We start from the raw sequence: 23,040 nt of genomic DNA, 5'->3' as shown, positions 1-23,040 counted from the left end.
AGCCACTATCGGCGCCAGGCGGATTCCCTGCCCTGACCCGGATCAAGCCTCCCCAAGACGTAAGTATCACTAACTCTCGCGTCACAATGACGAAAAAACCTGCACTACAGCTGAGGATTAACTACTATCGGATACTAACTTTCAGCCCAATGTCCCCGCCCTTGAGCGCCGCCTGTCGCCGCACCGCATCGCCGAAGGCACCCTGCGTCCGATCGTGGCGAAGCCTCGCCTGCGCCTGGCTGGTGCTGACGACCTGCCTGGCCGGCCCGACCGGTGCCCGCGAACCGCTGGACGTCCCTGCGGCCAGCCCACCCACCTTCACCACGTTCACGCCGCGCGATGGCCTGAGCGATGAAATCTGGAGCACCGTCGGCCAGGGATCGGACGGCTTCGTGTGGGCGGGCTCGGCATCGAGTCTTTCGCGCTTCGATGGCTATCGCTGGCAGGAACTGGCCGATGCCCCCGGTCGCAGCCTGGTGCGCGACATGGCCACGGATCGCCAGGGCCGGCTGTGGGCGATCTTCGAACGCGAGGGCCTGGCCCGCTTCGACGGCAAGCACTGGCAACGAGCCGGCGAGGCGCGCTTCCACCAGCGCTTCTCGACCGTCGGCGAAGGCCACACGCTGGAATTGTGGGTCGCCCACAACAATGGCCTGGCCCGGCTCGACGGTGACGCCTGGGTCGAGGACCCCGGCAATTCCACCGACCGCCTGGGCCGGGCGATCGCCTACGAACGCACGAGCAGCATCGGCGGCGAGTCGCGCGAGTGGCTGGCCACCGCCGACCGCGGCCTCTGGTACCGGCGTTCCAACGATGAGCCCTGGCGCCAGTATGACCACCCTGCCCTGGCCAACCTGGCGCTCACCGACCTGGAGCGTGTCGTCGACCGCGGCGTCGAATCCCTGTGGGTGGTGAGCTATGGCGGCGGCATCGCCCGCCTGCGCGGCGACCAGCTGCGACTGTGGCGCGCCGAAACCGGCGAACTGCCCACGGAGGCCCTGTACTCGGCGATCGCGACCCACGACGCCCACGGCGAAGCCCAGGTCTGGGTCGCCTCCCGCGCCGGCCTGCTGCGTTTCCGGGGCGAACGCATGGACGTCTTCAACCGGCGCCACGGACTGCCCTCCGACGCCATTCGCGGCATCAAGCTGTTCCGGGGTGCGGACGGCGTCGATGCGCTGTGGCTGGCCACCGAAGGCGGCATGGCGCGCGCCACCCTGGCCGCGAGCCCCTGGCATACCGTGTCCCTGCACGGCGTTGCCGACAACGGCAGCTTCGGTGTCCTGGTCGAAACCGGAGAGACCGGCAAGCAGCGCCTGTGGGTGGGGTCGTCCCGCGATGGCCTGGCCCTGCTCGAGGACGGTGCATGGCGGTACTTCCAGGAAGGCCCGGGCATGTTGGCGGCACGCTCGGTACGCGGGTTATGGCAGATCCCCGGGGACGACGGCCGCCAGCACCTGCTGCTGTCCCAGCATGGCGCGCCGCTGATAGAAATCAGCCCCGCGCTGGAGTTCCGGCGACTGCGCGTGCCCTGGCCGGTGCAACCTGAAAACGGCGCCAGCCACATCACCGCACGCGAGCACGACGGACGGATGGAATGGTGGGTGGCGACCAGCCACGCCGGCGTCTACCGTCTGCGCGACGGCGAATGGACCGGCTACCGGTTCCTGGGCGATCAAACCCACGCCGTGGTGCACTGGCTGCTTCCGCACACCGATGCGCAGGGTCGCGACTGGCTGTGGGCCGCCGACTCGCATGGCATTGCCCGCTTCGATGGCGAGCGCTGGGAACGGCTCAATGGTGACCTGCAGCTGCCGCGCGACGGCTTTCGCTCGTTGGCCGTGTTCGAACAGGGTGGCCGCGACGTGCTTTGGGGCAGCAGCACCCACCATGGCGTCATCCGCCTGGACGTGCAGGACCCCCTGCACCCGCGTCGCCTGCCCGACGACGCCCTGCCCGCCCCGCCCGACCCGACCATCTACAGCACCCTGCGCGACAGCCAGGGCCGGATCTACGTGTGCACCAACAATGGCGTCCAGCAGCTGACGCCGCGTGCCGACGGTGGCTGGGACGAGCGCGTGTTCCGCCGCCGCGATGGCCTGGTGCACGACGAATGCAACACCAACTCGCAGTTCATCGATCGCCACGACCGCTACTGGGTGGGCACCCTGGGTGGCCTGTCGATGTACGACCCCAACCTCAGCCTGCCGGGTCATGATCCACGGCCCAAGCCGCTGCACCTGACGTCCCTGCGCGTCGCCGGCAAGGACTGGCCGCTGCCGGACGCGGACGATGTGCGACTGCCCGCCGGCCAGCGCGAGTTGCGCATCGAATACAGCCTGCTGACCGGCATGCGCGAACGCGAGTCGCTTTACCGCAGCCAGATGATCGGACTCGAAACGGAGCCCGGCCCCTGGACCAGCCAGCGCGACCGCACCTTCAGCCAGCTGCCGCCCGGGGAATACCGCCTGCGGGTGCAGGCCCGCGACTATGCCGGCATCGACGCCGCCCCGCTGGAACTGGGCATCGTGGTGCCACCGCGCTGGTGGCAGCAGACCTGGCTGCAGGCACTGGTCTTCGCCCTGCTGGTGATCCTGGCCGTGACCGTGGTGTCGCTCTACAACCGGGGACTGCGCAAGCGCCAGCGGCAGCTGAGCCGCGAAGTCGACGAGCGCACCGCCGATCTCAATACGGCCAACGAACGGCTCACGGAACTGTCCTACCTCGACCCGCTGACCGGCATCGCCAACCGCCGCCGCCTGGTGGAGGCGATGAAGGACGCGATGCTGCGGGCCTTCGAACAGGACAAACCGCTGGGCCTGATCGTGGCCGACGTCGACCATTTCAAGCAGTACAACGACCGCTTCGGCCACCTCGCCGGCGATGCCGCCCTGCGCGCGATCGCCAGCGCGATGGGCAGTGCCATGCGCGAACAGGACCTGGTGGCGCGTTTCGGTGGCGAGGAGTTCGCCTGCCTGATGATCGACGCCGACCTGGCCACGGTCCGGCGCGTGGCCGAACGCATGCGCCTGCTGGTCGAGGCCCTGCCGCCGCGCGCCCTGGGCAACGACAGCCAGACCCTGACCATCAGCGCCGGTGTCGTCAGCGCCATCCCCGCGGACGGCCAGAGCCCGGAAGACCTGCTGCACATCGCCGACCAGGCGCTCTACGAAGCCAAGGCCAGCGGCCGCAACCGCGTTTGCACGGCCTGACCCGGGGGCGCCGGGTCAGTCGTCGGCGCGACCGACCGCCGTCGGGTAACCCAGCGCCACCCAGCCGCCGATGCCCTCCCACAGCACCGCGGTGTTCGTGAAGCCCTTCTCGCGCAGGAAGCGGTTCACCGAATCGGCGGCGGCACGCGGGCATTCGCAGTAGCTGATGATCCAGGTGCCGTCGGTGGGCAGGGCTGCGACGACCTTTTCGGGATCGCTGTAATACGGAATCGGCACCGCGCCCTTGATGTGCGCCAGCTGCCACATCGACGCGACGCGGGTGTCGAGCAGCACCAGCCGGCGCTTTTCCTTGAGGATGCGGTCGAGGTCGGCGGCGGTGATGTAGTGGCCGTCCTTGAACTCGAATTCCGGGGCTTCCCCGCCCGGGTTCAGCACCGCGTCGGCCAGGGCCGGTGGCGGCACCAAGGGCCGCGGCTCGGCTTTCCAGCCGGTCGCCCGGCTGCGCAGGAACGCGGTGACGTCGTCCATCTGGGCGGAGGAAAGCGTATCGGCGAATCCCGCCATCGGCGTGCCGTCACGGCCGTGTTCGATGGCGTGGCGCAGGAACGGGTCGGGCGTGGTCGCCAGCATGGTCGGGTTGCCCAGGGCGGTGCCGGTGACGCCCTGGCCTTCGTCGCCGTGGCAGCTGGCGCAGTTTTCTTCGTAAACCCTGGCACCGGCGGCGGCGTCGCCGGCGATGCGATCGATGCCGACGCGGTGGAGTTCCGGGCTGCCGCCCTGCTCGTACAGCCACAGCACCAGGCGCCGCACTTCGGCCTGGCTCATCGGACCGCCGATTTCGTCCAGGTATCCGCCCATCGGCGTGCCCGGGCGACCGTAGGCGACCGCCTCGCGCAGCAGCCAGGGAAAACCCGTGCTCAGCAGGGACTGCGACTTCAGCGACGGTGCGTGGTCATTGGCATGGCCGGCCCTGTCGGGGCCGTGGCACAGGGCGCAATAACGCTGGTAATCCGCCGCCGCCGCGGCTGCGTCGTCCCCGGACAGCGTGGGGAGCTCCCGCGCAGCCTGGGCCTGGGCGAGCGGCGGGACCAGCAGCGCCAGTGCTAGCAGGAAGGTCAGGGAAGTCGGCTTCATGGCAGTCCCGGGCGTCGGCGAGGAGGCCCCTACTCTGCCATACCGGACAGGCGGAGGCGGCGTACACTCGGCGCTGCGGAAATCTGTCCGTGTTTTCTATCGGGAGATCACCATGCGCACGTTCCCTCTCGTTTCATCCCTCGTCCTGGCCCTGGCGGCTGCCCTGCCCAGTGCCGCCCAGGAAGCACCGGCCATGAGCGCCGAAGAAAAAGCGATGATGGAGGCCTACCAGCAAGCCGGCACGCCTGGCCCGCAGCACGCGGCCATGGCCAGGTCCGCCGGTGACTACACCCTGAGCGTGACCTCCTGGCAGGCGCCCGACGCCCCGCCGACCGTTGAATCCGGCAAGGCCCGCCGGCGCATGGACCTGGGAGGCCGCGTCCTCATCGAGGAAGTCGAATCCACGATGATGGGCCAGGCTTTCACCGGCATGGGCCTGCATGGTTACGACAACGTCAGCGGCAAGTACTGGAGCACCTGGAACGACAGCATGTCCACGGGCCTGATGGTCAGCCAAGGCGACTGCGACGACCAGGGCAACTGCACCTTCACCGGCAGCTGGAACGACCCGGTCACCCGGGACAAGGTGACGGCACGCATGACCACCCGCTGGACCGACGCCAACACCGAGATCTTCGAAATGTATGGCCCCGGTCCGGACGGCAAGGAAATGAAGATGATGCAGATCACCTACACCCGGACGAACCCCTAGGCGGGATGTTGCGCGTGCCAGGCCTTGAGTAGCTCGGCCTCGCGCTCGCGGGTGATGCCGGCGCGGACCTCGGCCTGGCGTTCCGCCGGCAGCCCGCGGTACCAGGCCAGCAAGTCGGCGACGGTGGTCGCCAGGGGCCTGAATGTCAGGCCAGCGGCGATGGCGCGGGCATTGCTGACCGTGCCATAGCCCGAGTACGGCGAGCCGGCGCGCGGCACCCAGATCGGCAGGCTGGCTTCGTTCTTCTCCAGGAACTCCATCGGCACGTGGGTGTAGGAAATCGGGCCGCCGGTGACCGCATGGCAGCCGTGCATGGCCGCATCCATGGTGAGCGTGTAGTCCGGACCGCAGGCGTTGAACACGCCGGTGGTGCCGTTCTCTGCCAGGCGGATCATCCACTCGCCCAGGTCGCGACCGTCGATGATCTGGATCGGGTCCTCGCCGTCGCCCGGCACCAACACCTCGCCACCTTCGGCGATGCGCTTGGGCCAGTAGGTGAAGCGGTCGGTTTCGTCGCGCGGGCCGACGATGTAGCCCGGGCGCACGATGGTGACGTTCTTGCCGAACTGCTTGTGCGCCTCGGCTTCGCTCAGGGCCTTGAGCTGGCCGTAGAGCTCCATGTTGGCGCGCATGGTTTCCCAGGTTTCCGCCATCGCATCCTGGCCGGCGTACTGGGCCAGCGCGGAGTCCTCGTCGATACCGTGCTGGCTGCCATCGGCGTAGACCGAGATGGTGGAAATGAACAGGTAATGCCCGACGTTGCCGGCCAGCACCTTGCCCGCGTCGCGGACCCAGTACGGCAGGCTGGTGGGGTTGTCGATGCAGACGTCCCACTTGCGGCCTTCCAGCGACTTGAGGTCACCGGTGATGCGGTCGCCCGAGAGTTGCTCGACCTGGTCGGCCCACTCCAGCGACGGGCGCTTGCCGCGGTTGAAGGTGGTGACCTTGTGGCCACGCGCCAGCGCATAGGCCACCTGGAAGGGACCGGTGAAACCGGTGCCGCCCAGGATCAGGATGTTCAGCGGCTTGTCGGCCTTGGGGATGTTGGCCATGGCCGCCTGGGCGGCCGCGAAGGAAGGCAGGGCGGCACCGGCGGCCGCAAGGGCCCCCAGCTTGAGCAGGTCGCGACGGGTGGTCATGGCTGTCCTTGGGATGGGTGGTTCGACACGAGCCCGCACGATGGCAGGCCCGGTGTGCCTGCGCACATGGCGAAAGTTGGGGTCCGGGGTGTCCGCACGTAGACTGCCGCCGACCCCGCCCCTGAGACGAAGACGAGGACGATGACGGCAAGGCATGAGGCCCACTGGCTGGCGCGCTGCTTCGGCGCCCTGCCCGACGCGCTGACGGCGGGGTTTTTCGTCGTGCTGTGGGTGGCGCCCCAGCTGCTGTGGCCGCAGGCGCTGCGCACCGGCCTGCTGATGATGCTGGTCGAATTCATCCTGGTGCATGCGGCCGGGATGCTGGGCGGCATGGTGATGGCGCGGCAAGGCGAACCCGGCCAGCGCTGGAAGCCGATCCTGGGATTCGGCGCGATGTACCTGGTGTTCATCGCCGCCTGGTCCTGGCAGTTCCAGGCCTGGTGGCCCTTCCTGGCGCTGGGCTGGTTGCTGGCCGGCAAGCTGTCGCTGGTGCTGCAGCCGCTGCCCGACGCCGACAAACGCCACCGCCTGCAGTCGGACTGGGCGATCGGGGTCATGGCCTACCTGGCCGGCGTCTTCCTCACGACCTTCCTTCCGCTGCCGCGACTCGGGCTGACGCGCACCGCGGTCGCCGCCGCCGACCTGCCCGGCGACGGCGGCCACTGGCTGAGCCATCCACAGTCGGTGGTGGCGTTTGGTGCCTTCTATTTTGGCGTGCTGGCGCTGGTCAAGGTGTTTGACTGGCGCCTGCGCACTGGCGATCTCCCTCCGGGGCCGGCCTCGCGGCCCTGATGCCCGCCTTCGGGCCGTCGCTCAGGGGTCGGCGGCGACTTCCGTACTGAGATTCCAGGCGGACAGCGTGCCGTCCTGCAGGGACACGCTCACCAGGTGCGGTTCGCGGCTTCGGACCTCGTCATCGAAGCGCTGCGCAACGCCGTGCACCACCAGGTGCCCGTCCAGCAGCCAGGCATGCACGGGCAGGTCGGCACCGCCGTCGGTCAGCGGCAATTCGGTCTGCCAGCGCGCAACCAGGTCGGGGCCAAAGCGGGTGAGCAGCAGGCGACCCGCGTCGTCGATGCGGCTGCGGTGCCAGACCAGGAGGTCCTCGTTGTCCAGTTGCACCGGGGCGTCCGTCACCGGGTCGCGGACGAAGCGCCCGCGCAGCAGCACCGGGGAATCGGGCACGGGCGCTTGTTCGACGATCCGCAGGAAGGTTTCCTCGAAGCGCTGGGTCGGCGCCAGGCGGATACGCCGGAACGTACGACGCGCCAGGGAGCCGTCGTCGTCGATCGAATAGGGAAACCGGGCGTGGTCGCCGAACGAATCATCGACGGCGTCCGCGGCTTCGTCGTCGGTGTACAGCGCCAGCCACGCCGCCTCCGACTGCACCTTGTGCCGCACCACCGGGGTCATCGGCCGCAGGGGCGCCACGTCCGGCATGCCGTTGGCCTTGGCTGGCAAGGCCGGGGACGACGGCTCGCGCGGCAGGTGGTCGCGGACCTGCAGGTCGCGGCCGGACAGGCGCACGACCCGGGCATCGGCCAGCGTGATCACCGGTCCCTGGTCGAAGCCCCAGAGCCGGCTTTCGGAGGGCAGCAGGCCCGCCAGTTCGGGCCGCAGGCGCTGGAGGCCTTCGGGGTCATGCACGATGGCGCCCGTTTCCGCGTCCAGGGCATAGGGATCGCTGCCGACCAGCAGCCAGACCAGGCTGCCGTCCTGGCCCAGCAGGCGGCCGGACACGGACGAACCGACGATCCGCGAGGGCTGTACCTGCCCTGGCGCGACCTCGTCATCCTGGTAGGTCACGATGCGCTGCTTCCAGAGCGGCTGCACGTTCACCGGATCGAACGCCTGCACGTCGAAGTGGAAGAAGGTGTCCTTGCGCAGCGAGGATACGCTGTTGCGTCGCCCGCCCCTGCCGGACCGGACCTCGCGCACTTCTTCCTGCTTTTGCAGCACCCATAGCTGTCGCCCCGAGTCGGCCTGCACCAGGCCGACGGGCCCCTGCACCTGCGGTGGTTCAAAGCGCGTGCTGCTGCACGCCGCCAGCAGCGCCACCAGTCCGGCGGCAAGCACACCCAGTCGTCCCATGCCCTAGCTCCCAGGCCCGATTCCGACGGCGTGCCTTCGCGAAACCAACGGGGCCCGGGGACGGCACCGGACAGGGCCGCCCCCGGCGGGTGCTCAGCGCTTGGGCTTGAGGTGGTCGCGTCGTTCGGCGATCGCCTTGGCGGCGGCCAGGATCACGTCGCCCGGGATGCGCACGGTGTAGTCGGGATGGCTGTAGCCGAACTGCAGGGTGCCCTCGCCGTCCACGATGTAGACCGAGGGCACCGGCAGGGCCCGGTGGCTGGCGCCGGAGGCCGCTTCCAGGTCGATGCCGTATTCCTTGTACTTGGCGGCGGTGGCGTCGTCGACGCGGAAGCCGATGCCAAAAGCGCGCAGTGCGTCGGCCTGGCTGTCCGAGAGCAGCGTGTAGCTCAGGTCGGCCGCGTCCAGCGACTTGGAGAGTTCCTCCGGCCGGTCGGGGCTGATGGCGATCATCTGGTAACCCAGGGCCTTGGCTTCATCCTCGATCAGCCGCAGCTCGCTCAGCTGCAGGTTGCAGTACGGGCACCATCCGCCGCGATAAAAGACCAGGATGGCCGGTTGGCCCCCGACCTGGGCGGCCAGGGTCGTCGCCTTGCCGTCGTGGGTGCGCAGCGGCACGTCGGGCAGCTTCGAGCCCAGCAGGATGGGGCGGACTTCGCTGGCCGAGGCCGCCAGTTCGGCGGCGGCGGCCCAGCCGCTGGACGCGGTCAGCATGAGTACGGCAAGGGCGTGGCGGATCATCGGGAACCTCCGGATTTCGTGGGGACTACCCCCAAGAGTGTGCCAGGGGGAAAAAGGATGCGTGGATTCCCACATGCAGGCCCGGAACCGCGCTTTCAAGCCGGACGGGGCCGTCCCTGGCCCTGTCGGCGATGCCGTCAGCCCAGGGCGTCAACCACGGCCTGGGTGAAGGCCGGGATGTCGTCGGGCTTGCGGCTGGTGATCAGGTTGCCGTCGACCACGACCTCTTTGTCCTGCCAGCGGCCGCCGGCGTTTTCGAGGTCGGTGCGCAGCGAGGGCCAGGAGGTGACATCGCGGCCCTTGGCGATGCCGGTCTCGGCCAGCAGCCAGGGGGCGTGGCAGATGGCGGCGATGGGTTTCTTCATGGCATCGAAGCTGCGGACGAAGGCCAGTGCCTCCTTGTCGATGCGCAGCTGGTCGGGATTGATGACGCCGCCGGGCAATACCAGCGCGTCGTAATCGTCGGCCTTCGCCTTCGACAAAGCCACGTCAACCTCGACCGGATCGCCCCAGTCCTTGCCCTTCCAGCCGCGGATGCTGCCGGACTCCGGCGAGACCACGTCGACGGTGAACCCCGCGTTCTTGAGTTTTTCGCGCGGGTCCATCAATTCGGACTGTTCGTAGCCGTTGGTGGCGAGGATCGCGATGCGCTTGGGCTTGCTCATGGGCAGGCTCCTTGTTCTTGGGGGGAGCCCGAGTATTGCGCTGCGCGTATTGCCGCGAAGTGAATTCGGCGCGGTCGCCGGAAAGGCTGGATTCAGCGTGCGAGGCAGCGGCGATAGCGATCGTAGACGCGGTTCGCAAACCAGGCCGTGGTCAGTTCACGGGTGATCTTCGGGCTTTCCAGCCGGATGCCCGGGATCCGTTCGCGCGGCAAGGCTTTGCCCGCGCGTGCTTCGGCAAGGGCAAAAACCTGTTTGAACAATACGCTGTCGTTGAAGGCCAGCTCATCGCCCTGCGCCAGCGCCCGGCGAATGCCGCGTTCGTCCAGCCCCAGCCGTGGCGCCAGCTCGCGCACCGCGCGCTCGGTCTCGCCCGGCCGGTCGAGTGGCGCACCGGGATCGAGCAAGTCGCCGTCCAGCGCCAGGTCGCGGCCGGTGGCCACGGCCACGGCAGCCTGGAAGGCGGCATTGCGGCTGGCGTACCAGCCGGCGTTGTAGTCCGCAAACCGGTGCACCTTGCGCACGTAGGGCGTTTGATAGCCCAGCAGGTGGGCGATGCCGAAGTACATGCCGCCCCGCCGGGTGAAGACTTCGTTGCGGATGCTGCCCTGCACTTCGTAGGGATAACCGCGGTCGTTTTTCTCGGCGAACGGGATCGACACCTGCATCGGCCCGCCGGTCTGCACCGGGTTCCAGTTTTCGAACAGGCGCTTGCCCAGGGGGACCCGCCCGACCAGGTCCTCGTAAACCTCGCTGAGCTCGCGCTCGGTGCGCACCACGGCCAGGCGCTCGGCATAACTGCGACCGTCGCTGGAAGGCAGCTTGAGCGCCGTGTTCAAGGCGAACAGCGGGATGCGCTTGGCCCGGGCGCGGCGTTCGAGCTCGCCGCGCGACACCCGGGCCAGGTTCGGCACCACCGGGTCGGCGACGTAGCCCGATTCCTGTTCAAGGACCGCCAATACCGAGCAGATGTTCTCCGGGTTGGCGACGATGCCCTGTGCGTGCATCGCGACGGCGATGTCGGTGGCCCAGCCCTGGCGATCGCTGACGTTGCCCGGGATGCGCCTGGCCACGTCGGCCCGCATCTGGTCCACCGACGGACCGCGCGGCGCCGTGGCGCAGGCGCCGAGCAACCCGGCAAGCAAGCCCAGGGCGATCACCCGTACCAGGGAGGGCCCCGACACGTCGTCAGGGGCTCCGCAGCATCGCCAGCACGCCCAAAACCAGGGAATACGTGACCATGGCCGCCATCATCGTCCAGGCCAGGTAGCCCCAGCGATTCGGTCGCCGGCCGGATCGCCACCGGAGCCAGGCCATCGGCACGAAGACCAGCACCAGCACCATGGCCGGGAGAATGTGCAGCAGCCCCGCGCTCCAGTTCATCGGCGAGCCCTCCTGTTCAGCCGTGCGCCAGCGCGTAGTCCAGGGCGGCGCGGACCGCCGCCACCTGGGCGTCGTTGCATTGTTTGGGCGTGGCGCGCGGACTGTCGGGGTAGACCTCGGTCGTGCTGCGGTACTTGGCGCGGGTGACCCCGGCGCACAGGTGCAGGTCGCGACAGGCGTAGTTGATGACGCCCGGCGCCACCACCTCGGAACCGATGATTTCGCCCTTCGCGTCCGCCGGCGCGATGTGCGTGACCTTCTCGACGGCGGCGATGATGGCGGCCTGGAACCGGGGCTGCGGGTCTTCGGTGTCGCCCACCAGGTAAAAACCGTCGGGAATCTCCTCGGGCGAGGTGGTCTTGCCGTCGCGGGCCGCCTTGGCGGGCCGGAACTCGGAGTCATCGGTGTCGGTGGTTTCGTGCAGGTCGATGTGCACCAGGAACTTGTCGCCGAACGGCTGCACCAACCGCATCAGCGCCTCCGACTCGGCGCAGGGGCTGTCGGCGACAAAGCTGCGGTTGGGATCGATGGCCAGCGGGTTCCAGCGTTGCACGCGCTCGTAGGCCCAGGCGCTGACGCAGGGCACGACCAGGACGTTCATGCGGCCGTCGTAGTCGGCCAGGTGCTGTTCGAGAAACTGCAGCGCGCCGTGCACGCCGCTGGTTTCGTAGCCGTGCACGCCGCCGGTGACCAGGGCCGTCGGCAGCGCGTCGTCCCAGGCCTTGCTGCGCACGGCGTACATCGGATAAGTGCCGTCGGGCTGGTGGTCGATCACGGCATAGGCGACGACGTCGGTGCTGGCGCGCAGCGCCTCGATGCGGGCAAGCACGTCGGCCTCGTAGCTGCGGCTGGGCTTCTGGGCGGCGCGCCAGGCGGCGCGCTCATCGTCGCCCCAGGGCTGGCCGGGGGTGCCGATGGGATAAAAATGGGGAGTAGTCACGTAATGAATCACCCTGGATCAGGAATCGGCCGCCACTTTATCACCCGCGTGGCCAAGGCCCTGCCAATGGCCCCAAGCCCTCAGCGGCTTCCCTGGTATCGCTGCGGATGGCTGTAGACGACCTGGCGCCCGGGTCTCGCAAAGCCCACCAGGGTCAAGCCGCAGGCGTGGGCCAGGTCCACCGCCAACGCCGTCGGTGCCGACACCGCGGCGATGAACGTCATGCCCGCCGCCGCGGCCTTCATCGCGATTTCGTAGCTGGCTCGGCTGGTGATCAGCGCGAATCCCGCCTGCGGGGACAGGCCCTGGCGCTGCATCGCGCCCACCAGCTTGTCCAGGGCGTTGTGGCGGCCGATGTCCTCGCGCACCAGCAGCAGCCTGCCGTCGGGATCGCACCAGGCCGCGGCGTGCAGGGCGCCGGTCGCGGTGTTGAGCGGCTGGCCGGCCTGCAGGTTTTCCAGGGCATTTTCGAGCGCACGCGCGGAGACCAGGCCACCCTGCCCCACCGGACCTGGCCGTCGCAATACGTCTTCCAGTTCCCGGCTGCCGCACAGGCCGCAGCCGCTGCGCCCCGGCAGCGTGCGCGCCTGCACGGCGGCAGGATGGCGCGTGCGCAGGTTGATTCGCCAGCCCTCGAGTTCGGGACGGATGTCCAGCGCGACCACCTCGTCCAGCGCCAGCCCGCGCTCGGTGAGCGAAAACCCGATGGCGAAATCCTCCAGGTCGCCGGGCGAGGCCATCATCACGGCAAAGGCTGCGTCGTCGTAGGACAGGGCCACCGGCACTTCTTCGGCCAGCTGGTCCTGGCGGCCCTGCACCTGCCCGCCCTGCACGTCCAGCACCGGGCGTTGGGCCAGGCCTTCGCGGCGCGCCGGCGAGTCAGCCATCGACGGCGGCGCGGATGCGCACCGGGATGGACTTGTAGCCTGGCGTCCCGGACGCCGCATCGTGGCAGTCCAGCGACACCAGCGCATTGCCTTCCGGGAAGTACATCGCCGCGGAGCCACGCGGCAGTTCGTAGGCGACGGCGGTGAACCCGCGCACTTCACGCACGCCCCCCGCTTCGTTTGGCGGCAGGCAGGACACGATGTCGATGCGGTCCCCCGGCGCCAGGCCACGCTCGCGCAGGTCGTCGGCGTTCACGAAAACCACGTCGCGGCGGCCTTCGACGCCCCGGTAGCGGTCGCTGTAACCGTAGATGGTGGTGTTGTACTGGTCGTGGGACCGCACCGTGGTCAGGGTCAATACGCCGTCGCCCTGCACGCGCAGGTCCTCGTTCAAACCGGGCGAGACGATGAAGCGGGCCCTGGCACCGGGACCGCCCCAATCCCGCACCGACGCCCCCACGTAAAGCCGGAAACCGCCCGGCTGGCGCACGCGCTGGTTGAAGTCCTTGAAGATCGGGAACACTGCCTCGATGCCGTCGCGGATGCGGTCGTAGTCGGCCACCAGGTGGTCCCAGTCGACCTGGCTGTCGGGCAGCAGCGCCCGGGCGATGCCGGCCACGATCGCCGGCTCGGACTTGAGCCGGGGCGAAGCCGGTTTCAGGCCGCCCTGGGAGGCGTGCACCATCGACATCGAATCTTCGACCGTGACGAACTGCGGCCCGCCGGCCTTGAGGTCCACTTCGGTGCGGCCCAGGCACGGCAGCAGGAAGGATTGTTTCGCGGTGATCAGGTGCGAACGATTGAGCTTGGTCGCGACGTGCACGGCCAGGTCGAGCTTGCGCATCGCGGCGAAGGTGGCCTGCGGGTCCGACAGCGCCACCGCCAGGTTGCCGCCCAGGCACACCAGGGCCTTGGACCGGCCATCGCGGATCGCCTGCACCGCCGCCACCGCGTCATGGCCGTGGGTGACCGGGAATTCGAAGCCATAGCGGCGCTTGATGGCGTCGGCGAGGGCCTGCGTCGGCTTTTCGGTGATGCCGACGGTGCGGTCGCCCTGCACGTTGGAATGGCCGCGGATCGGCGCGATGCCCGCCCCGGGTTTGCCGATATTGCCGCGCAGCAGCAGCAGGTTGGCCATCTGGTGCACGTTGCGGGTGCCGAAACGGTGCTGGGTCATGCCCATGCCGTAGCAGACGATGACCCGTTCGGCCCGGGCATAAACCTGGGCGGCGGCTTCGATGTCGGCGCGGGGCAGGCCCGATTCGGCCTCGATGGCCGACCACGGCGTGGCGTCCAGGTCGGCGCACAGGGCCTCGATGCCGGTCGTGTGCTCGGCGATGAAGGCGTGGTCGAGCGCATTGTTCGCCAGCAGCCACTTCATCATGCCCTTGAGGAAGGCGACGTCGCCGCCGATCCTTACCTGGTGGTAGGTCTGCGCGATCGGCGTGCCCTGCCCGCCCAGCATGTCCGACGGGTGCTGGGGCGAGGCGAAACGTTCCAGCCCGCGCTCGCGCAGCGGGTTGACCGCGATGATCGGCACGCCGCGCAGCGACAGCTCGCGCAGCGTCGACAGCATGCGCGGGTGGTTGGTGCCCGGGTTGTGGCCAAAGCTGAAGAGCGCATCGCACAACGCGAAGTCGTCCAGCGTCACCGTGCCCTTGCCGACGCCGATCGACTGCGGCAGCGCCACCGAAGTGGCCTCGTGGCAAAGGTTCGAACAGTCGGGGAAGTTATTGGTCCCGAACTCACGCACCATCAGCTGGTACAGGAAGGCGGCTTCGTTGGACGTGCGCCCGGAGGTGTAGAACTCGGCCATGTCCGGGCTGGGCAATGCCCGAAGCGCCTCACCGATGCGACGGAAGGCTTCGTCCCAGCCGATGGCCAGGTAGCGGTCGCTGCCGGCGTCGTAGGCCATCGGCTCGGTCAGCCGGCCGGCGTCCTCGAGCGCGTGATCGGTCCACTCCCAAAGTTGCGACACGGTGTGGTCCGCAAACAGCGCCGGCGTCGCCCGCTTGCCGGTCGCCTCCCAGGCCACCGCCTTGGCACCGTTCTCGCAGAATTCGAAGGACGAGGTATGCGCGGGGTCCGGCCACGCGCAGCCGGGGCAATCAAAGCCCGCCGGCTGGTTCACCTTGCGCAAGGCAGCCGCTTCGCGACCGACGGCCATCTGGTCCTTCAGGACCCGCGCCACCGCGCCCAACGCCGGCCAACCGCCGGCCGGGCCGCTGAATGTTTCGATTCCGGGAACCTTCGGTTTGCTCATGCGTGCGCGCACATCGGCTGTGGCCCTGGCCGCCGCCAGTCTAGCGCGTGACTGCTTGCCTGGCCTGTCCGCTGCCTCGGCTACGTATTATCCGCGGACATCCCCTCCACCCAGGCACCCCCATGCGTTCACTGCTGCTGCCACTGCTGTTGCTGACCAGCGCCGCCACCCAGGCCACCGAACTCAAGGCCCCCGATCAAGCCAACCTCGACAGCAAGGTGATGGTCGAAGTCGTGGGCGAGGTCGATGCCAGGGCGTTCGTCTCCATCGTCGCGCCCGACGCCGCCGAAGGCAGCTACGACAGCTACGAATACACCAGCCAGCCGCGCCTGCAGATCCGTACGCCCGACAGCGCCGGCGACTACGAAGTGCGCCTGCTCGACGCCCAGTCGCCCTACCCGACCCTGGCCCGGCGGCCGATCAGAATCGTGCAGCCCGGCGCGTCCCTGAAGGCACCCGACGAACAGCCCATCGGCACCGCCTTCAGCATTGACTGGACGGGCCCCAGCCAGAACCGCGAGTACATCACCCTGGTGCCGGCCGACGCCGCCGACGGCAATTACGACGGTTACGCCTATGCCGAAGGCGACGGCAAGGGAACGGTGACGCTGACGACGCCCACCACGCCGGGTGACTACGAACTGCGCTTCATGACCGGCCACAAGAACAAGGTGCTCGCGCGCCGCCCGCTGCGCGTGGGCGACAGCGAAGCCAGCGTGACCGCGCCCGCCACCGTGGCCATGGGTGCCTCCTTCGAGGCCGGCTGGACCGGCCCCGACAACGCCCGAAACTTCCTGACCGTGGTCGCGCCGGATGCCGCCACGGGTGCCTATGATCACTTCGCCTACACCAGCGCACCTTCGGTCACCCTGGTGGCGCCGGAAACCCCGGGCGACTTCGAGGTGCGCCTGGTCAGCGCCGACAGCACCCGCGTACTGGCGCGCAAGCCCATCTCCGTGCAAGCCGCCCAGGCCAGCGTCCAGGCACCCGCCAACGTCGAGGCCGGCAGCACCTTCGAGGTCACGTGGACAGGGCCCGGCAACGAGCTCGACTACGTGGCCGTGACCGAGCCGGGCAAACCGGAGAAGTACCTCGAGTACACCTACACCCGGCGCGGCAATCCGCTGGACCTGCGCGCCCCGCGCACGCCCGGCGACTACGAGCTGCATTACCTCACCGGCCGCACCGACCAGACGCTGGCGAGCCAGCCACTGCGGGTCACGCCGGCCGCCAAGCCGGGCACCCTGCGTGTCGTGTCGTCCCCGTCCGCAGGTGCCGCCGGTGCGGGTGCCGGCGGGGGCGCCCAGGGGGCGGATGCCGTGGAGCTGATCCTCGATGCGTCCGGCAGCATGCTCCAGCGCCTGGGCAACGAGCGCCGCATCGACATCGCCCGCAAGGCGCTGGCGAGCCTGGTGCAGGACCAGCTCGCCGACGGCACCCGGGTTGCCCTGCGCGTCTTCGGCCATCGCAAGCCCGATGCCTGCGACACCGAACTGCTGTCGCCGCTGGCGCCGCTCGACCGCGCCGCGCTGGCGGCGGCGGTTCGCGGCATCGAGGCAAAAAACCTGGCCAAGACCCCCATCGGGGCATCGCTGGAGGCCGTCGCCGACGACCTGGCCGGCGTCGAAGGCCGTGCCGTCGTGGTGCTGGTCACCGACGGCGAGGAAACCTGCGGCGGCGATCCGGCCGCGGCCATCGCGAAACTCAAGGCTGCGGGCTTCCAGGTGTCGCTCAACATCGTCGGCTTCGCCATCGACGAGTTCGCGCTCGAACAGCAGTTCCGCGAGTGGGCCCGGCTGGGCAACGGCGCCTACTTCGCCGCCACCGACGCCGCCGGCCTGGCCAGCGGCATCTCCCAGGCCACCCAGCCGGCCGTGTATACCGTGCTGCGCGGCAACGAGGCCGTAGCCTCGGGCGTCGTCGGCGGCCAGGCCCTCCAGCTGGCACCCGGGCAGTACACCCTTCGCATCGGCACGCGCGAACTGCCGGCCACGGTGGCTTCCGGCGAGGAGACGATCGTCAGTCCCGATTGATGGTCGCGCGGGGGCTCGGTGCGGGCTGGACTGGCCGTGGTCGGTGCGTGACGGGACTACCGGCGGGCCGTGTGCGGCAGTAGGCTTGCCCGACGGCACGCAACGGCGTGCGAGTGAGCAAGGAGAAACCCATGAGCTACGTCGACGGCTTCGTACTCGCGGTACCCAATGCCAACAAGCAGGCGTTCATTGATTTCGCCAACACGTTCGACACCCTTTTCATGGAATTCGGCGCCACCCGCGTGGTCGAGTGCTGGGGCGACGACGTGCCCGCCGGCAAGCAGACCGATTTCATGCGCGCCGTGCAGTGCAAGGACGACGAAACCGTGGTGTTTTCCTGGATCGAGTGGCCCGACAAGGCGACCCGCGATGCCGGCATGGAAAAGATGATGCAGGACCCGCGCATGGACCCCAAGACCAACCCGATGCCGCTGGATGGGGCGCGGATGATCTTCGGCGGCTTCCGGCCGGTGATCGACATCAAATAGCGTCTTCGTGCGCCGGCGCCCCCGGATAGCAGACAATAGCCCCATGCGGACTTTCGTACTCCGGGCCCGGGCGGCCCCCACCGACAGCGCCAAGCTGCTGGCTTCGGTCGGCGGCGACGCCCACGCCGAGATCCTGGCGCACACGCTGATGAACGCCATCTTCGTGGCCCAGTCGCACCGGCCCGACGTGGTGGTTTACCTGGTGCTGGAAAGCACGGCGGACTTTTCTCGCAGCATCCGCTTCGAAGCCAGCGCCATGCATGAATTCGACGGCTTCAACGAACAGGCGCTGCTGGGCAAGGTCGCCAAGGCCCTGGATGCCTCGCGGGGCATGGGCAAGGAAGAAACCCGGCCGGTGGAAAGCGGCGTCACCGTGCAGACCATCAGCTTCGAGCGGCTGGTGCAGCAGCTCGCGCAAACCCAGCCGCTGTTCGTGATGGACAGGAAAGGCAAGCCGATCCGCGACCAGGCCTTCCCCGCCAATCCCTGCTTCCTGCTGACCGACCACATCCCGATGCCCAAGAACACCTTCCATACCCTGGACCGCCTGGGCGCGACCCGGATAACGCTGGGCAAGACGATGCTGTTTGCCTCCCAGTGCGTGGTGCTTATCCACCACGAACTGGACCAGCGCCAGGGCTAATGCCGGCTAACCGTAGCGCCGGCGGTGGCCGTCGAGCACGCCGGACACCTTCTGCAGCGCGTCTTCGACTTCCTTCTTGAAGCCGCCAGGCGGCAGTTCGCGTACCGCCGAGTGGGCGGCGCAGACTATCGATGTCTTCGACCAGGCCGAGGCCAGCCAGCGCGCCCAGCCAGCGTAGGCGTCGGCGGCCCCGGGCTCCTGCTTCAGGGCACGCGACAGCATCGGGTGCATGCGCAGCGAAGACTGCGGAAGGATCTTGCCCAGGGTGCCGGAGGCAGCCATCACGTTGAAGGTGTCGTCCACGTGCACGATGCCGCTTTGCCGGTGGCGCACGAGCACCGAAGCCACGTGCACGCGCTCGTCCGCCGACACGAAGTGCACGCCTTCGGGCACGGACAGGTTGAAGGTGTCGGCCAGCGGATGGTCGTCACCCCAGTCTTCGACCGGCGTGCCCGACCAGGGCAGCGACGGCGCCTTCTGGCGGTGGCGCGCCGTGCCGTACAGGGTCGCCTTCGGGAACAGCTGGTGCGTGGCTTCCACGTGCAGGGTATGGAAGGGATGCACGTGCATCACCGCCTCGACCTTCTCGCCATTGCCGGTGAGGGCCAGCAACGCTTCGCGCTGGGCGTCGTCGAGCTCGCAGCCGTCGATGACCACGAACTTGCCGTTGTCACGCTTGACCACGGACATGTGCGTGCCGATGTTGAGCACGCCCACGACGCGGAACACACCCCGGATGTTCCAGAAGGTGTCGGCCAGTTTCTCCATGGTGCTGCCTCCTAGGGCGAAAGCCAATCCGGCGGCGGGATGCGCGTATGCGCTTCTGTAAGACCCTTGGACCACTCGGTGCGCATCATCTCGAAGTACTTGTCGCCTTCATTGATGCGCTGCTCGACGACGCCGTCGATGCTGTCGTTCTGGTAGACCAGCAGGTCCAGCGGCATGCCGACGCTGAGGTTCGAACGCAGCGTGGAATCCATCGAGATCAGCGCCAGCTTCACGCCTTCGATCAGGCTGGTGTCGCGGGTGACGGCGCGGTCGAGCATGGGTTTGCCGTACTTGTGCTCGCCGATCTGCAGGTACGGCGTATCGGCGGTGGCTTCGATGAAGTTGCCGGCGGCGTAGATGTGGAACAGGCGCAGGGTGCGCCCGGCGATCTGCCCGCCAAGCATGATGGATACGTCGAAGGACACGTCCTGCTGCTTCATCGCCTCGCCGTGGGTGCGGTGCACCTTGCGCACCGCCTCGCTGAGCAGGGCGGCAGCCCGGAACATCGTGGGCACGGTATAGATGGTTTCGACGTTGCCGGTCTCCGGATCGGGCAAGCCGTCCTGGACGAGATTGAGCACCGCCTGGGAGATCGCCAGGTTGCCGGCCGTGAGCGTCGCCATCAGGCGCTCGCCCGGCACGTGGAATTTCTGCAGCTTCGAGAAGCAGGAAATATTGTCGAACCCGGCATTGGTGCGGGTGTCGCCCAGCATTACCAGGCCCTTGTCGAGCAGCAAGCCAACACAATAGGTCACGCGAGACTCCTTTGAAGCGGGTAACGCCTATTGTGCACCCTGCGTGCCCTGGGTGATGCGGACGTCCACGTCCAGGGTTTCCTCGCCACCGCCCCGATGCACGCCGCGCATGGGGGCGGCGTCGTGGTAGTCGCGGCCGCAGGCCACCCGGACATAGTGCTCGTCGGGCGAGACGCGGTTGGCCGGGTCGAAGCCCACCCAGCCCAGCCCCTCGATGAACAGCTCTGCCCAGGCATGGCTGGCCGCCGCCGATTCCTGTTCCATCGGGCACAGGTAGCCGCTGATGTAGCGCGCCGGCACGCCCAGGTGGCGGGCCGCGGTGATCAGCACGTGGGCGTGGTCCTGGCAGACGCCCTGCCCGGCCTCGAAGGCCTCGGCGGCGACGGTGCCGACGTGGGTGGTGTCGGGCACGTAGTCGACCTTGTCGCGCACGGCCTGCACCAGGCGGTGCAGGCGCTCGAGCGTGCTGCCCTGCCCGCCCACGGCGTCGGCCAGGCTGCAGATGCCCGGCGATGGCGCCGTCAGCGGGGTCGGGTGCAGGAAGAACATCGGCGGCAGGCCGCCGGCGTCGTCGCCGTGCACGCCGCTGCGGTCGTGGGTCTGCACCTGGCCCCGCACGGTGACCTGCAGTTCGGTGACCGGGCCATCGATGGCGTGGCTGGCCACCGGATTGCCGAGACCGTCCACCGAGGTCGAGCGCAGCGGCTTGCCGTTGACGTCCACGCGCCAGGACTTGACCGTCTGGCTGCCGCTGGGCGCGGGCCACAGCCGCAAGGCCTGCGCGACCCCCCAGGCGGGATCGGCGTAGCGGTAATGGGAATCGTGGAAGAGGGTCAGCAACATGGTCAGAACAAATGTCCCTTGGCGATTTCCGAGCCGAGGTCGCGGGTGCGGTCGACGACGTCGGTGAGGTACTCATGCAGGCCGTCTTCGATCACCTTCTCGATGCGGGCGAATCGCAGCTGGGCGTACATGGCATGGGCCTGGCGCCGGGCGTCGGCGGCCAGGTCCGGGTCTTGGGCCTGGATGGCGTCCAGGTGCTGGGTGATCTGTTCGTAACAAAAAGCCAGCGAGCGCGGGAACACCGTGCGCTTGATCAGCAGTTCGGCCACGTGCGCCGGCTGCACCCGGCCCTTGAACAGCACCCGGTAGGCGCGGCGGGCGCCGACCACGCGCAGGATGGCCAGCCACTGGTAGTAGTCCACCACGCCGCCGACGTCGCTGACGTCGGGCAGGCGCACGTGGTACTTCACGTCCAGCAGGCGGGCGGTGTTGTCGGCCCGTTCGAGGAACTGGCCGGTGCGGATGAAGCAGAAGCTGTCCCGGCGCAGCATGCCGTTCGAACAGACGCCGTGGAACAGGCCCACCCGCGCCTTCACCCACTCAAGGAACTCGGCCAGGCGGTCGGCGTCGAGCGGGCCCTCGGTGAAGCTGCCCAGTTCCTGCGAAGCCACGTTCACGGCCTCCCACATCTCCGTGGTCAGCGAGGTGCGCACCGAGCGCGCGTTGCGGCGGGCGGTATCGATGCAGTTGACGATGGACGAGGGATTGCTGCGGTCGAAGGCCAGGAAGCGGATGACGCTTTCCTCGTCCGGCGTGTCGCCGGCCTCGTTGAAGCTCTCCAGGCAGCCGGCCGCGACGATGGCCGATTCCCATTCGCTGCTGCGGTCGTCGTCCACGCGCACGGCGTTCATGTGGCCGGCCACCTGCAGCAGGCGCGCCACGTAGTCGGCCCGCTCCATGTAGCGGGCCAGCCAGAACAGGTCGCCGGCGGTACGTGCGAGCATCACTCCTCCAACACCCAGGTGTCCTTGGTGCCACCGCCTTGCGACGAATTGACCACCAGGGAGCCTTCCTTCAATGCCACGCGGGTCAGCCCGCCCGGCACCACGCGCATCTTGTCGCTGCCCGACAGCACGAACGGCCGCAGGTCGACATGGCGCGGCGCGACGCCGGACTCGACGAAGGTGGGCACCGTGGACAGCGCCAGCGTCGGCTGGGCGATATAGGTTTCAGGCTTGGTCTTGAGCAGGTCGCGGAACTCCTGCAGCTGCGCCTTGCTCGCGTGCGGCCCCACCAGCATGCCGTAGCCGCCGGAGCCATGGACCGCCTTCACGACCAGTTCGTCCAGGTGCTCGAGCACGTACTTGAGCTCGTCGGGCTTGCTGCAGTCGTAGGTGGGCACGTTGCTCAGCAGCGGCTCTTCGCCCAGGTAGAAGCGCACCATCTCGGGCACGTGGATGTACACCGCCTTGTCGTCGGCGATGCCACCGCCGATGGCATTGGTGATGGTGAGGTTGCCGGCGCGCTCGGCGAAGTGCAGGCCGGCGCAGCCAAGCATCGATTCGGGGCGGAACACCAGCGGATCCAGGTAGGCATCGTCGATGCGCCGGTAGATGACGTCCACGCGCTCCAGGCCCGCCGTCGTGCGCATGTAACAAATGTCGTTGCGCACGATCAGGTCGGCGCCCTCGACCAGGTCGATGCCCATTTCGTCGGCCAGGAAGGCGTGTTCGTAGTAGGCACTGTTGTGGATGCCCGGCGTCAGCAAGGCCACGGTCGGTTCGCCGTGGCAGTTCGGCGGTGCCACCGAGCGCAGGGTTTCGAGCAGCTCGTCGGCGTAATGCGCCACCGGCGCCACCCTCGCCCGCCGGAACAGGTCGGGGAACAGCCGCTGCATCACTTCCCGGTTTTCGACCATGTACGACACACCCGAGGGCGTGCGGCAGTTGTCTTCGAGCACGTAGTAGTCGTCGGGCCCGGTGCGCACCATGTCGATGCCCGAGATATGCGAATAGATGTGGCCCGGCAGGTCCAGCCCGTTCATTTCCGGGCGGAACTCGGCGTTGTGCAGGATCAGCTTCTCGGGAATCTTCCCGGCGCGGATGATGTCGCGGTCGTGGTAGACATCGTGCAGGAAGGCGTTGAGCGCCTTGGCGCGCTGTTCCAGGCCCTTGCGAAGCCGCTGCCATTCGGCCTGGGCCATGACGCGCGGGATCAGGTCGAAAGGAATCAGGCGTTCGGCGTCCCCGCCCTCGGTGTACACCGCGAAGGTGATGCCGATGCGCCGGAACAGCACTTCCGCTTCGCGCCGCTTGAGCGCCAATTGATCGGCCGTGGCGGACTTGAGCCAGGCATCGATCAGCGAATAAGGCGGCCGGATGGCGTCGGGCCAACCCATTTCGTCGAACGGCGGCGGTTGCTGCGGCATCCTGGCTCCTTCGGCGA

At 68.5% G+C, this 23,040-nt stretch carries 21 protein-coding genes; 6 read left to right on the top strand and 15 right to left on the bottom strand.

Annotated features, from left to right (window positions below):
* Positions 1-242 precede the first annotated feature (242 nt).
* On the top strand, positions 243-3,212 hold the full coding sequence (locus N788_RS00770) for a ligand-binding sensor domain-containing diguanylate cyclase (RefSeq protein WP_152560314.1): 2,970 nt from the start codon (positions 243-245) through the stop codon (positions 3,210-3,212).
* Between the two features lie 15 nt (positions 3,213-3,227).
* Here N788_RS00770 and N788_RS00765 read toward each other — a convergent pair whose 3' ends face one another.
* Complete coding sequence (locus tag N788_RS00765) at positions 3,228-4,307, bottom strand: c-type cytochrome (RefSeq protein ID WP_034220009.1); 1,080 nt, start codon at positions 4,305-4,307, stop codon at positions 3,228-3,230.
* Between the two features lie 112 nt (positions 4,308-4,419).
* Between N788_RS00765 and N788_RS00760 the strand changes: the two genes are divergently transcribed.
* Positions 4,420-5,019, top strand: coding sequence for a DUF1579 domain-containing protein (locus tag N788_RS00760; RefSeq protein WP_051924201.1), 600 nt, complete (start codon positions 4,420-4,422; stop codon positions 5,017-5,019).
* On the opposite strand, the gene N788_RS00755 is transcribed toward N788_RS00760, so the two are convergent.
* Positions 5,016-6,158, bottom strand: coding sequence for an NAD-dependent epimerase/dehydratase family protein (locus N788_RS00755; RefSeq protein ID WP_034220006.1), 1,143 nt, complete (start codon positions 6,156-6,158; stop codon positions 5,016-5,018). The genes N788_RS00760 and N788_RS00755 overlap by 4 nt on opposite strands.
* Positions 6,159-6,299: 141 nt before the next feature.
* Here N788_RS00755 and N788_RS00750 point away from each other — a divergent pair, with 141 nt between their 5' ends.
* Positions 6,300-6,950 (top strand): hypothetical protein, encoded by a 651-nt coding sequence (locus N788_RS00750; RefSeq protein WP_034220004.1) that lies wholly within the window; start codon positions 6,300-6,302, stop codon positions 6,948-6,950.
* Between the two features lie 21 nt (positions 6,951-6,971).
* Here the strand turns inward: N788_RS00750 and N788_RS00745 are convergent, their stop codons facing one another.
* From N788_RS00745 to N788_RS00715, 8 genes are all read right to left on the bottom strand, one after another.
* Positions 6,972-8,249 (bottom strand): PA2928 family protein, encoded by a 1,278-nt coding sequence (locus N788_RS00745; protein WP_034220001.1) that lies wholly within the window; start codon positions 8,247-8,249, stop codon positions 6,972-6,974.
* A gap of 93 nt (positions 8,250-8,342) precedes the next feature.
* Positions 8,343-8,990 (bottom strand): peroxiredoxin-like family protein, encoded by a 648-nt coding sequence (locus N788_RS00740; RefSeq protein ID WP_034219999.1) that lies wholly within the window; start codon positions 8,988-8,990, stop codon positions 8,343-8,345.
* A gap of 137 nt (positions 8,991-9,127) precedes the next feature.
* The gene (locus tag N788_RS00735) at positions 9,128-9,655 is read right to left on the bottom strand and encodes a type 1 glutamine amidotransferase domain-containing protein (protein WP_034219996.1); all 528 of its coding nucleotides are present in this window, start codon (positions 9,653-9,655) and stop codon (positions 9,128-9,130) included.
* A gap of 92 nt (positions 9,656-9,747) precedes the next feature.
* Positions 9,748-10,836, bottom strand: a complete 1,089-nt coding sequence (locus N788_RS00730; protein WP_244444055.1) for a DUF1615 domain-containing protein — start codon at positions 10,834-10,836, stop codon at positions 9,748-9,750.
* A 4-nt stretch (positions 10,837-10,840) separates the two neighbouring features.
* Positions 10,841-11,035: a hypothetical protein gene (locus N788_RS14495; RefSeq protein ID WP_152560313.1), complete on the bottom strand. Its 195-nt coding sequence runs from the start codon at positions 11,033-11,035 to the stop codon at positions 10,841-10,843.
* A gap of 16 nt (positions 11,036-11,051) precedes the next feature.
* Positions 11,052-11,975 (bottom strand): M14 family metallopeptidase, encoded by a 924-nt coding sequence (locus N788_RS00725; RefSeq protein ID WP_034220600.1) that lies wholly within the window; start codon positions 11,973-11,975, stop codon positions 11,052-11,054.
* An 80-nt stretch (positions 11,976-12,055) separates the two neighbouring features.
* Positions 12,056-12,862, bottom strand: coding sequence for a formate dehydrogenase accessory sulfurtransferase FdhD (gene fdhD, locus N788_RS00720; RefSeq protein WP_034219993.1), 807 nt, complete (start codon positions 12,860-12,862; stop codon positions 12,056-12,058).
* Positions 12,855-15,125, bottom strand: coding sequence for an FdhF/YdeP family oxidoreductase (locus tag N788_RS00715; RefSeq protein ID WP_034220599.1), 2,271 nt, complete (start codon positions 15,123-15,125; stop codon positions 12,855-12,857). Before N788_RS00715 ends, fdhD begins: the two co-directional genes overlap by 8 nt.
* A gap of 122 nt (positions 15,126-15,247) precedes the next feature.
* Between N788_RS00715 and N788_RS13670 the strand changes: the two genes are divergently transcribed.
* From N788_RS13670 to trmY, 3 genes are all read left to right on the top strand, one after another.
* The gene (locus N788_RS13670; RefSeq protein ID WP_051924200.1) at positions 15,248-17,158 is read left to right on the top strand and encodes a vWA domain-containing protein; all 1,911 of its coding nucleotides are present in this window, start codon (positions 15,248-15,250) and stop codon (positions 17,156-17,158) included.
* 131 nt (positions 17,159-17,289) lie between these two features.
* The gene (locus N788_RS00705; RefSeq protein WP_034219991.1) at positions 17,290-17,646 is read left to right on the top strand and encodes a DUF1428 domain-containing protein; all 357 of its coding nucleotides are present in this window, start codon (positions 17,290-17,292) and stop codon (positions 17,644-17,646) included.
* Between the two features lie 43 nt (positions 17,647-17,689).
* Positions 17,690-18,289: a tRNA (pseudouridine(54)-N(1))-methyltransferase TrmY gene (gene trmY / locus N788_RS00700; protein ID WP_034219988.1), complete on the top strand. Its 600-nt coding sequence runs from the start codon at positions 17,690-17,692 to the stop codon at positions 18,287-18,289.
* A 6-nt stretch (positions 18,290-18,295) separates the two neighbouring features.
* Here trmY and N788_RS00695 read toward each other — a convergent pair whose 3' ends face one another.
* From N788_RS00695 to N788_RS00675, 5 genes are read right to left on the bottom strand one after another with little or no spacing between them, the layout of a single operon-like run.
* A complete protein-coding gene (locus tag N788_RS00695; protein ID WP_034219986.1) occupies positions 18,296-19,057 on the bottom strand; it encodes a hypothetical protein in 762 nt (253 codons plus the stop codon).
* Between the two features lie 11 nt (positions 19,058-19,068).
* Positions 19,069-19,812 (bottom strand): proteasome-type protease, encoded by a 744-nt coding sequence (locus N788_RS00690; protein WP_034219984.1) that lies wholly within the window; start codon positions 19,810-19,812, stop codon positions 19,069-19,071.
* 27 nt (positions 19,813-19,839) lie between these two features.
* Positions 19,840-20,655 (bottom strand): transglutaminase family protein, encoded by an 816-nt coding sequence (locus N788_RS00685; RefSeq protein ID WP_034219982.1) that lies wholly within the window; start codon positions 20,653-20,655, stop codon positions 19,840-19,842.
* A gap of 2 nt (positions 20,656-20,657) precedes the next feature.
* Positions 20,658-21,599, bottom strand: a complete 942-nt coding sequence (locus tag N788_RS00680) for an alpha-E domain-containing protein (RefSeq protein ID WP_034219980.1) — start codon at positions 21,597-21,599, stop codon at positions 20,658-20,660.
* On the bottom strand, positions 21,599-23,023 hold the full coding sequence (locus tag N788_RS00675; RefSeq protein ID WP_034219977.1) for a circularly permuted type 2 ATP-grasp protein: 1,425 nt from the start codon (positions 23,021-23,023) through the stop codon (positions 21,599-21,601). Before N788_RS00675 ends, N788_RS00680 begins: the two co-directional genes overlap by 1 nt.
* Positions 23,024-23,040: the final 17 nt, after the last annotated feature.

This window comes from Arenimonas donghaensis DSM 18148 = HO3-R19 (assembly GCF_000743535.1).
GTDB classification, from domain to species: domain Bacteria; phylum Pseudomonadota; class Gammaproteobacteria; order Xanthomonadales; family Xanthomonadaceae; genus Arenimonas; species Arenimonas donghaensis.
This window is presented reverse-complemented; position numbering and strand designations above follow the sequence as displayed.

Coding starts and splice junctions, on each gene's coding strand:
- N788_RS00765 (WP_034220009.1), bottom strand. CDS start 4,307: ATGAAGCCGACTTCCCTGACCTTCCTGCTAGCACTGGCGCTGCTGGTC.
- N788_RS00760 (WP_051924201.1), top strand. CDS start 4,420: ATGCGCACGTTCCCTCTCGTTTCATCCCTCGTCCTGGCCCTGGCGGCT.
- N788_RS00755 (WP_034220006.1), bottom strand. CDS start 6,158: ATGACCACCCGTCGCGACCTGCTCAAGCTGGGGGCCCTTGCGGCCGCC.
- N788_RS00750 (WP_034220004.1), top strand. CDS start 6,300: ATGACGGCAAGGCATGAGGCCCACTGGCTGGCGCGCTGCTTCGGCGCC.
- N788_RS00745 (WP_034220001.1), bottom strand. CDS start 8,249: ATGGGACGACTGGGTGTGCTTGCCGCCGGACTGGTGGCGCTGCTGGCG.
- N788_RS00740 (WP_034219999.1), bottom strand. CDS start 8,990: ATGATCCGCCACGCCCTTGCCGTACTCATGCTGACCGCGTCCAGCGGC.
- N788_RS00735 (WP_034219996.1), bottom strand. CDS start 9,655: ATGAGCAAGCCCAAGCGCATCGCGATCCTCGCCACCAACGGCTACGAA.
- N788_RS14495 (WP_152560313.1), bottom strand. CDS start 11,035: ATGAACTGGAGCGCGGGGCTGCTGCACATTCTCCCGGCCATGGTGCTG.
- fdhD (WP_034219993.1), bottom strand. CDS start 12,862: ATGGCTGACTCGCCGGCGCGCCGCGAAGGCCTGGCCCAACGCCCGGTG.
- N788_RS00715 (WP_034220599.1), bottom strand. CDS start 15,125: ATGAGCAAACCGAAGGTTCCCGGAATCGAAACATTCAGCGGCCCGGCC.
- N788_RS13670 (WP_051924200.1), top strand. CDS start 15,248: ATGCGTTCACTGCTGCTGCCACTGCTGTTGCTGACCAGCGCCGCCACC.
- N788_RS00705 (WP_034219991.1), top strand. CDS start 17,290: ATGAGCTACGTCGACGGCTTCGTACTCGCGGTACCCAATGCCAACAAG.
- trmY (WP_034219988.1), top strand. CDS start 17,690: ATGCGGACTTTCGTACTCCGGGCCCGGGCGGCCCCCACCGACAGCGCC.
- N788_RS00695 (WP_034219986.1), bottom strand. CDS start 19,057: ATGGAGAAACTGGCCGACACCTTCTGGAACATCCGGGGTGTGTTCCGC.
- N788_RS00685 (WP_034219982.1), bottom strand. CDS start 20,655: ATGTTGCTGACCCTCTTCCACGATTCCCATTACCGCTACGCCGATCCC.
- N788_RS00680 (WP_034219980.1), bottom strand. CDS start 21,599: ATGCTCGCACGTACCGCCGGCGACCTGTTCTGGCTGGCCCGCTACATG.
- N788_RS00675 (WP_034219977.1), bottom strand. CDS start 23,023: ATGCCGCAGCAACCGCCGCCGTTCGACGAAATGGGTTGGCCCGACGCC.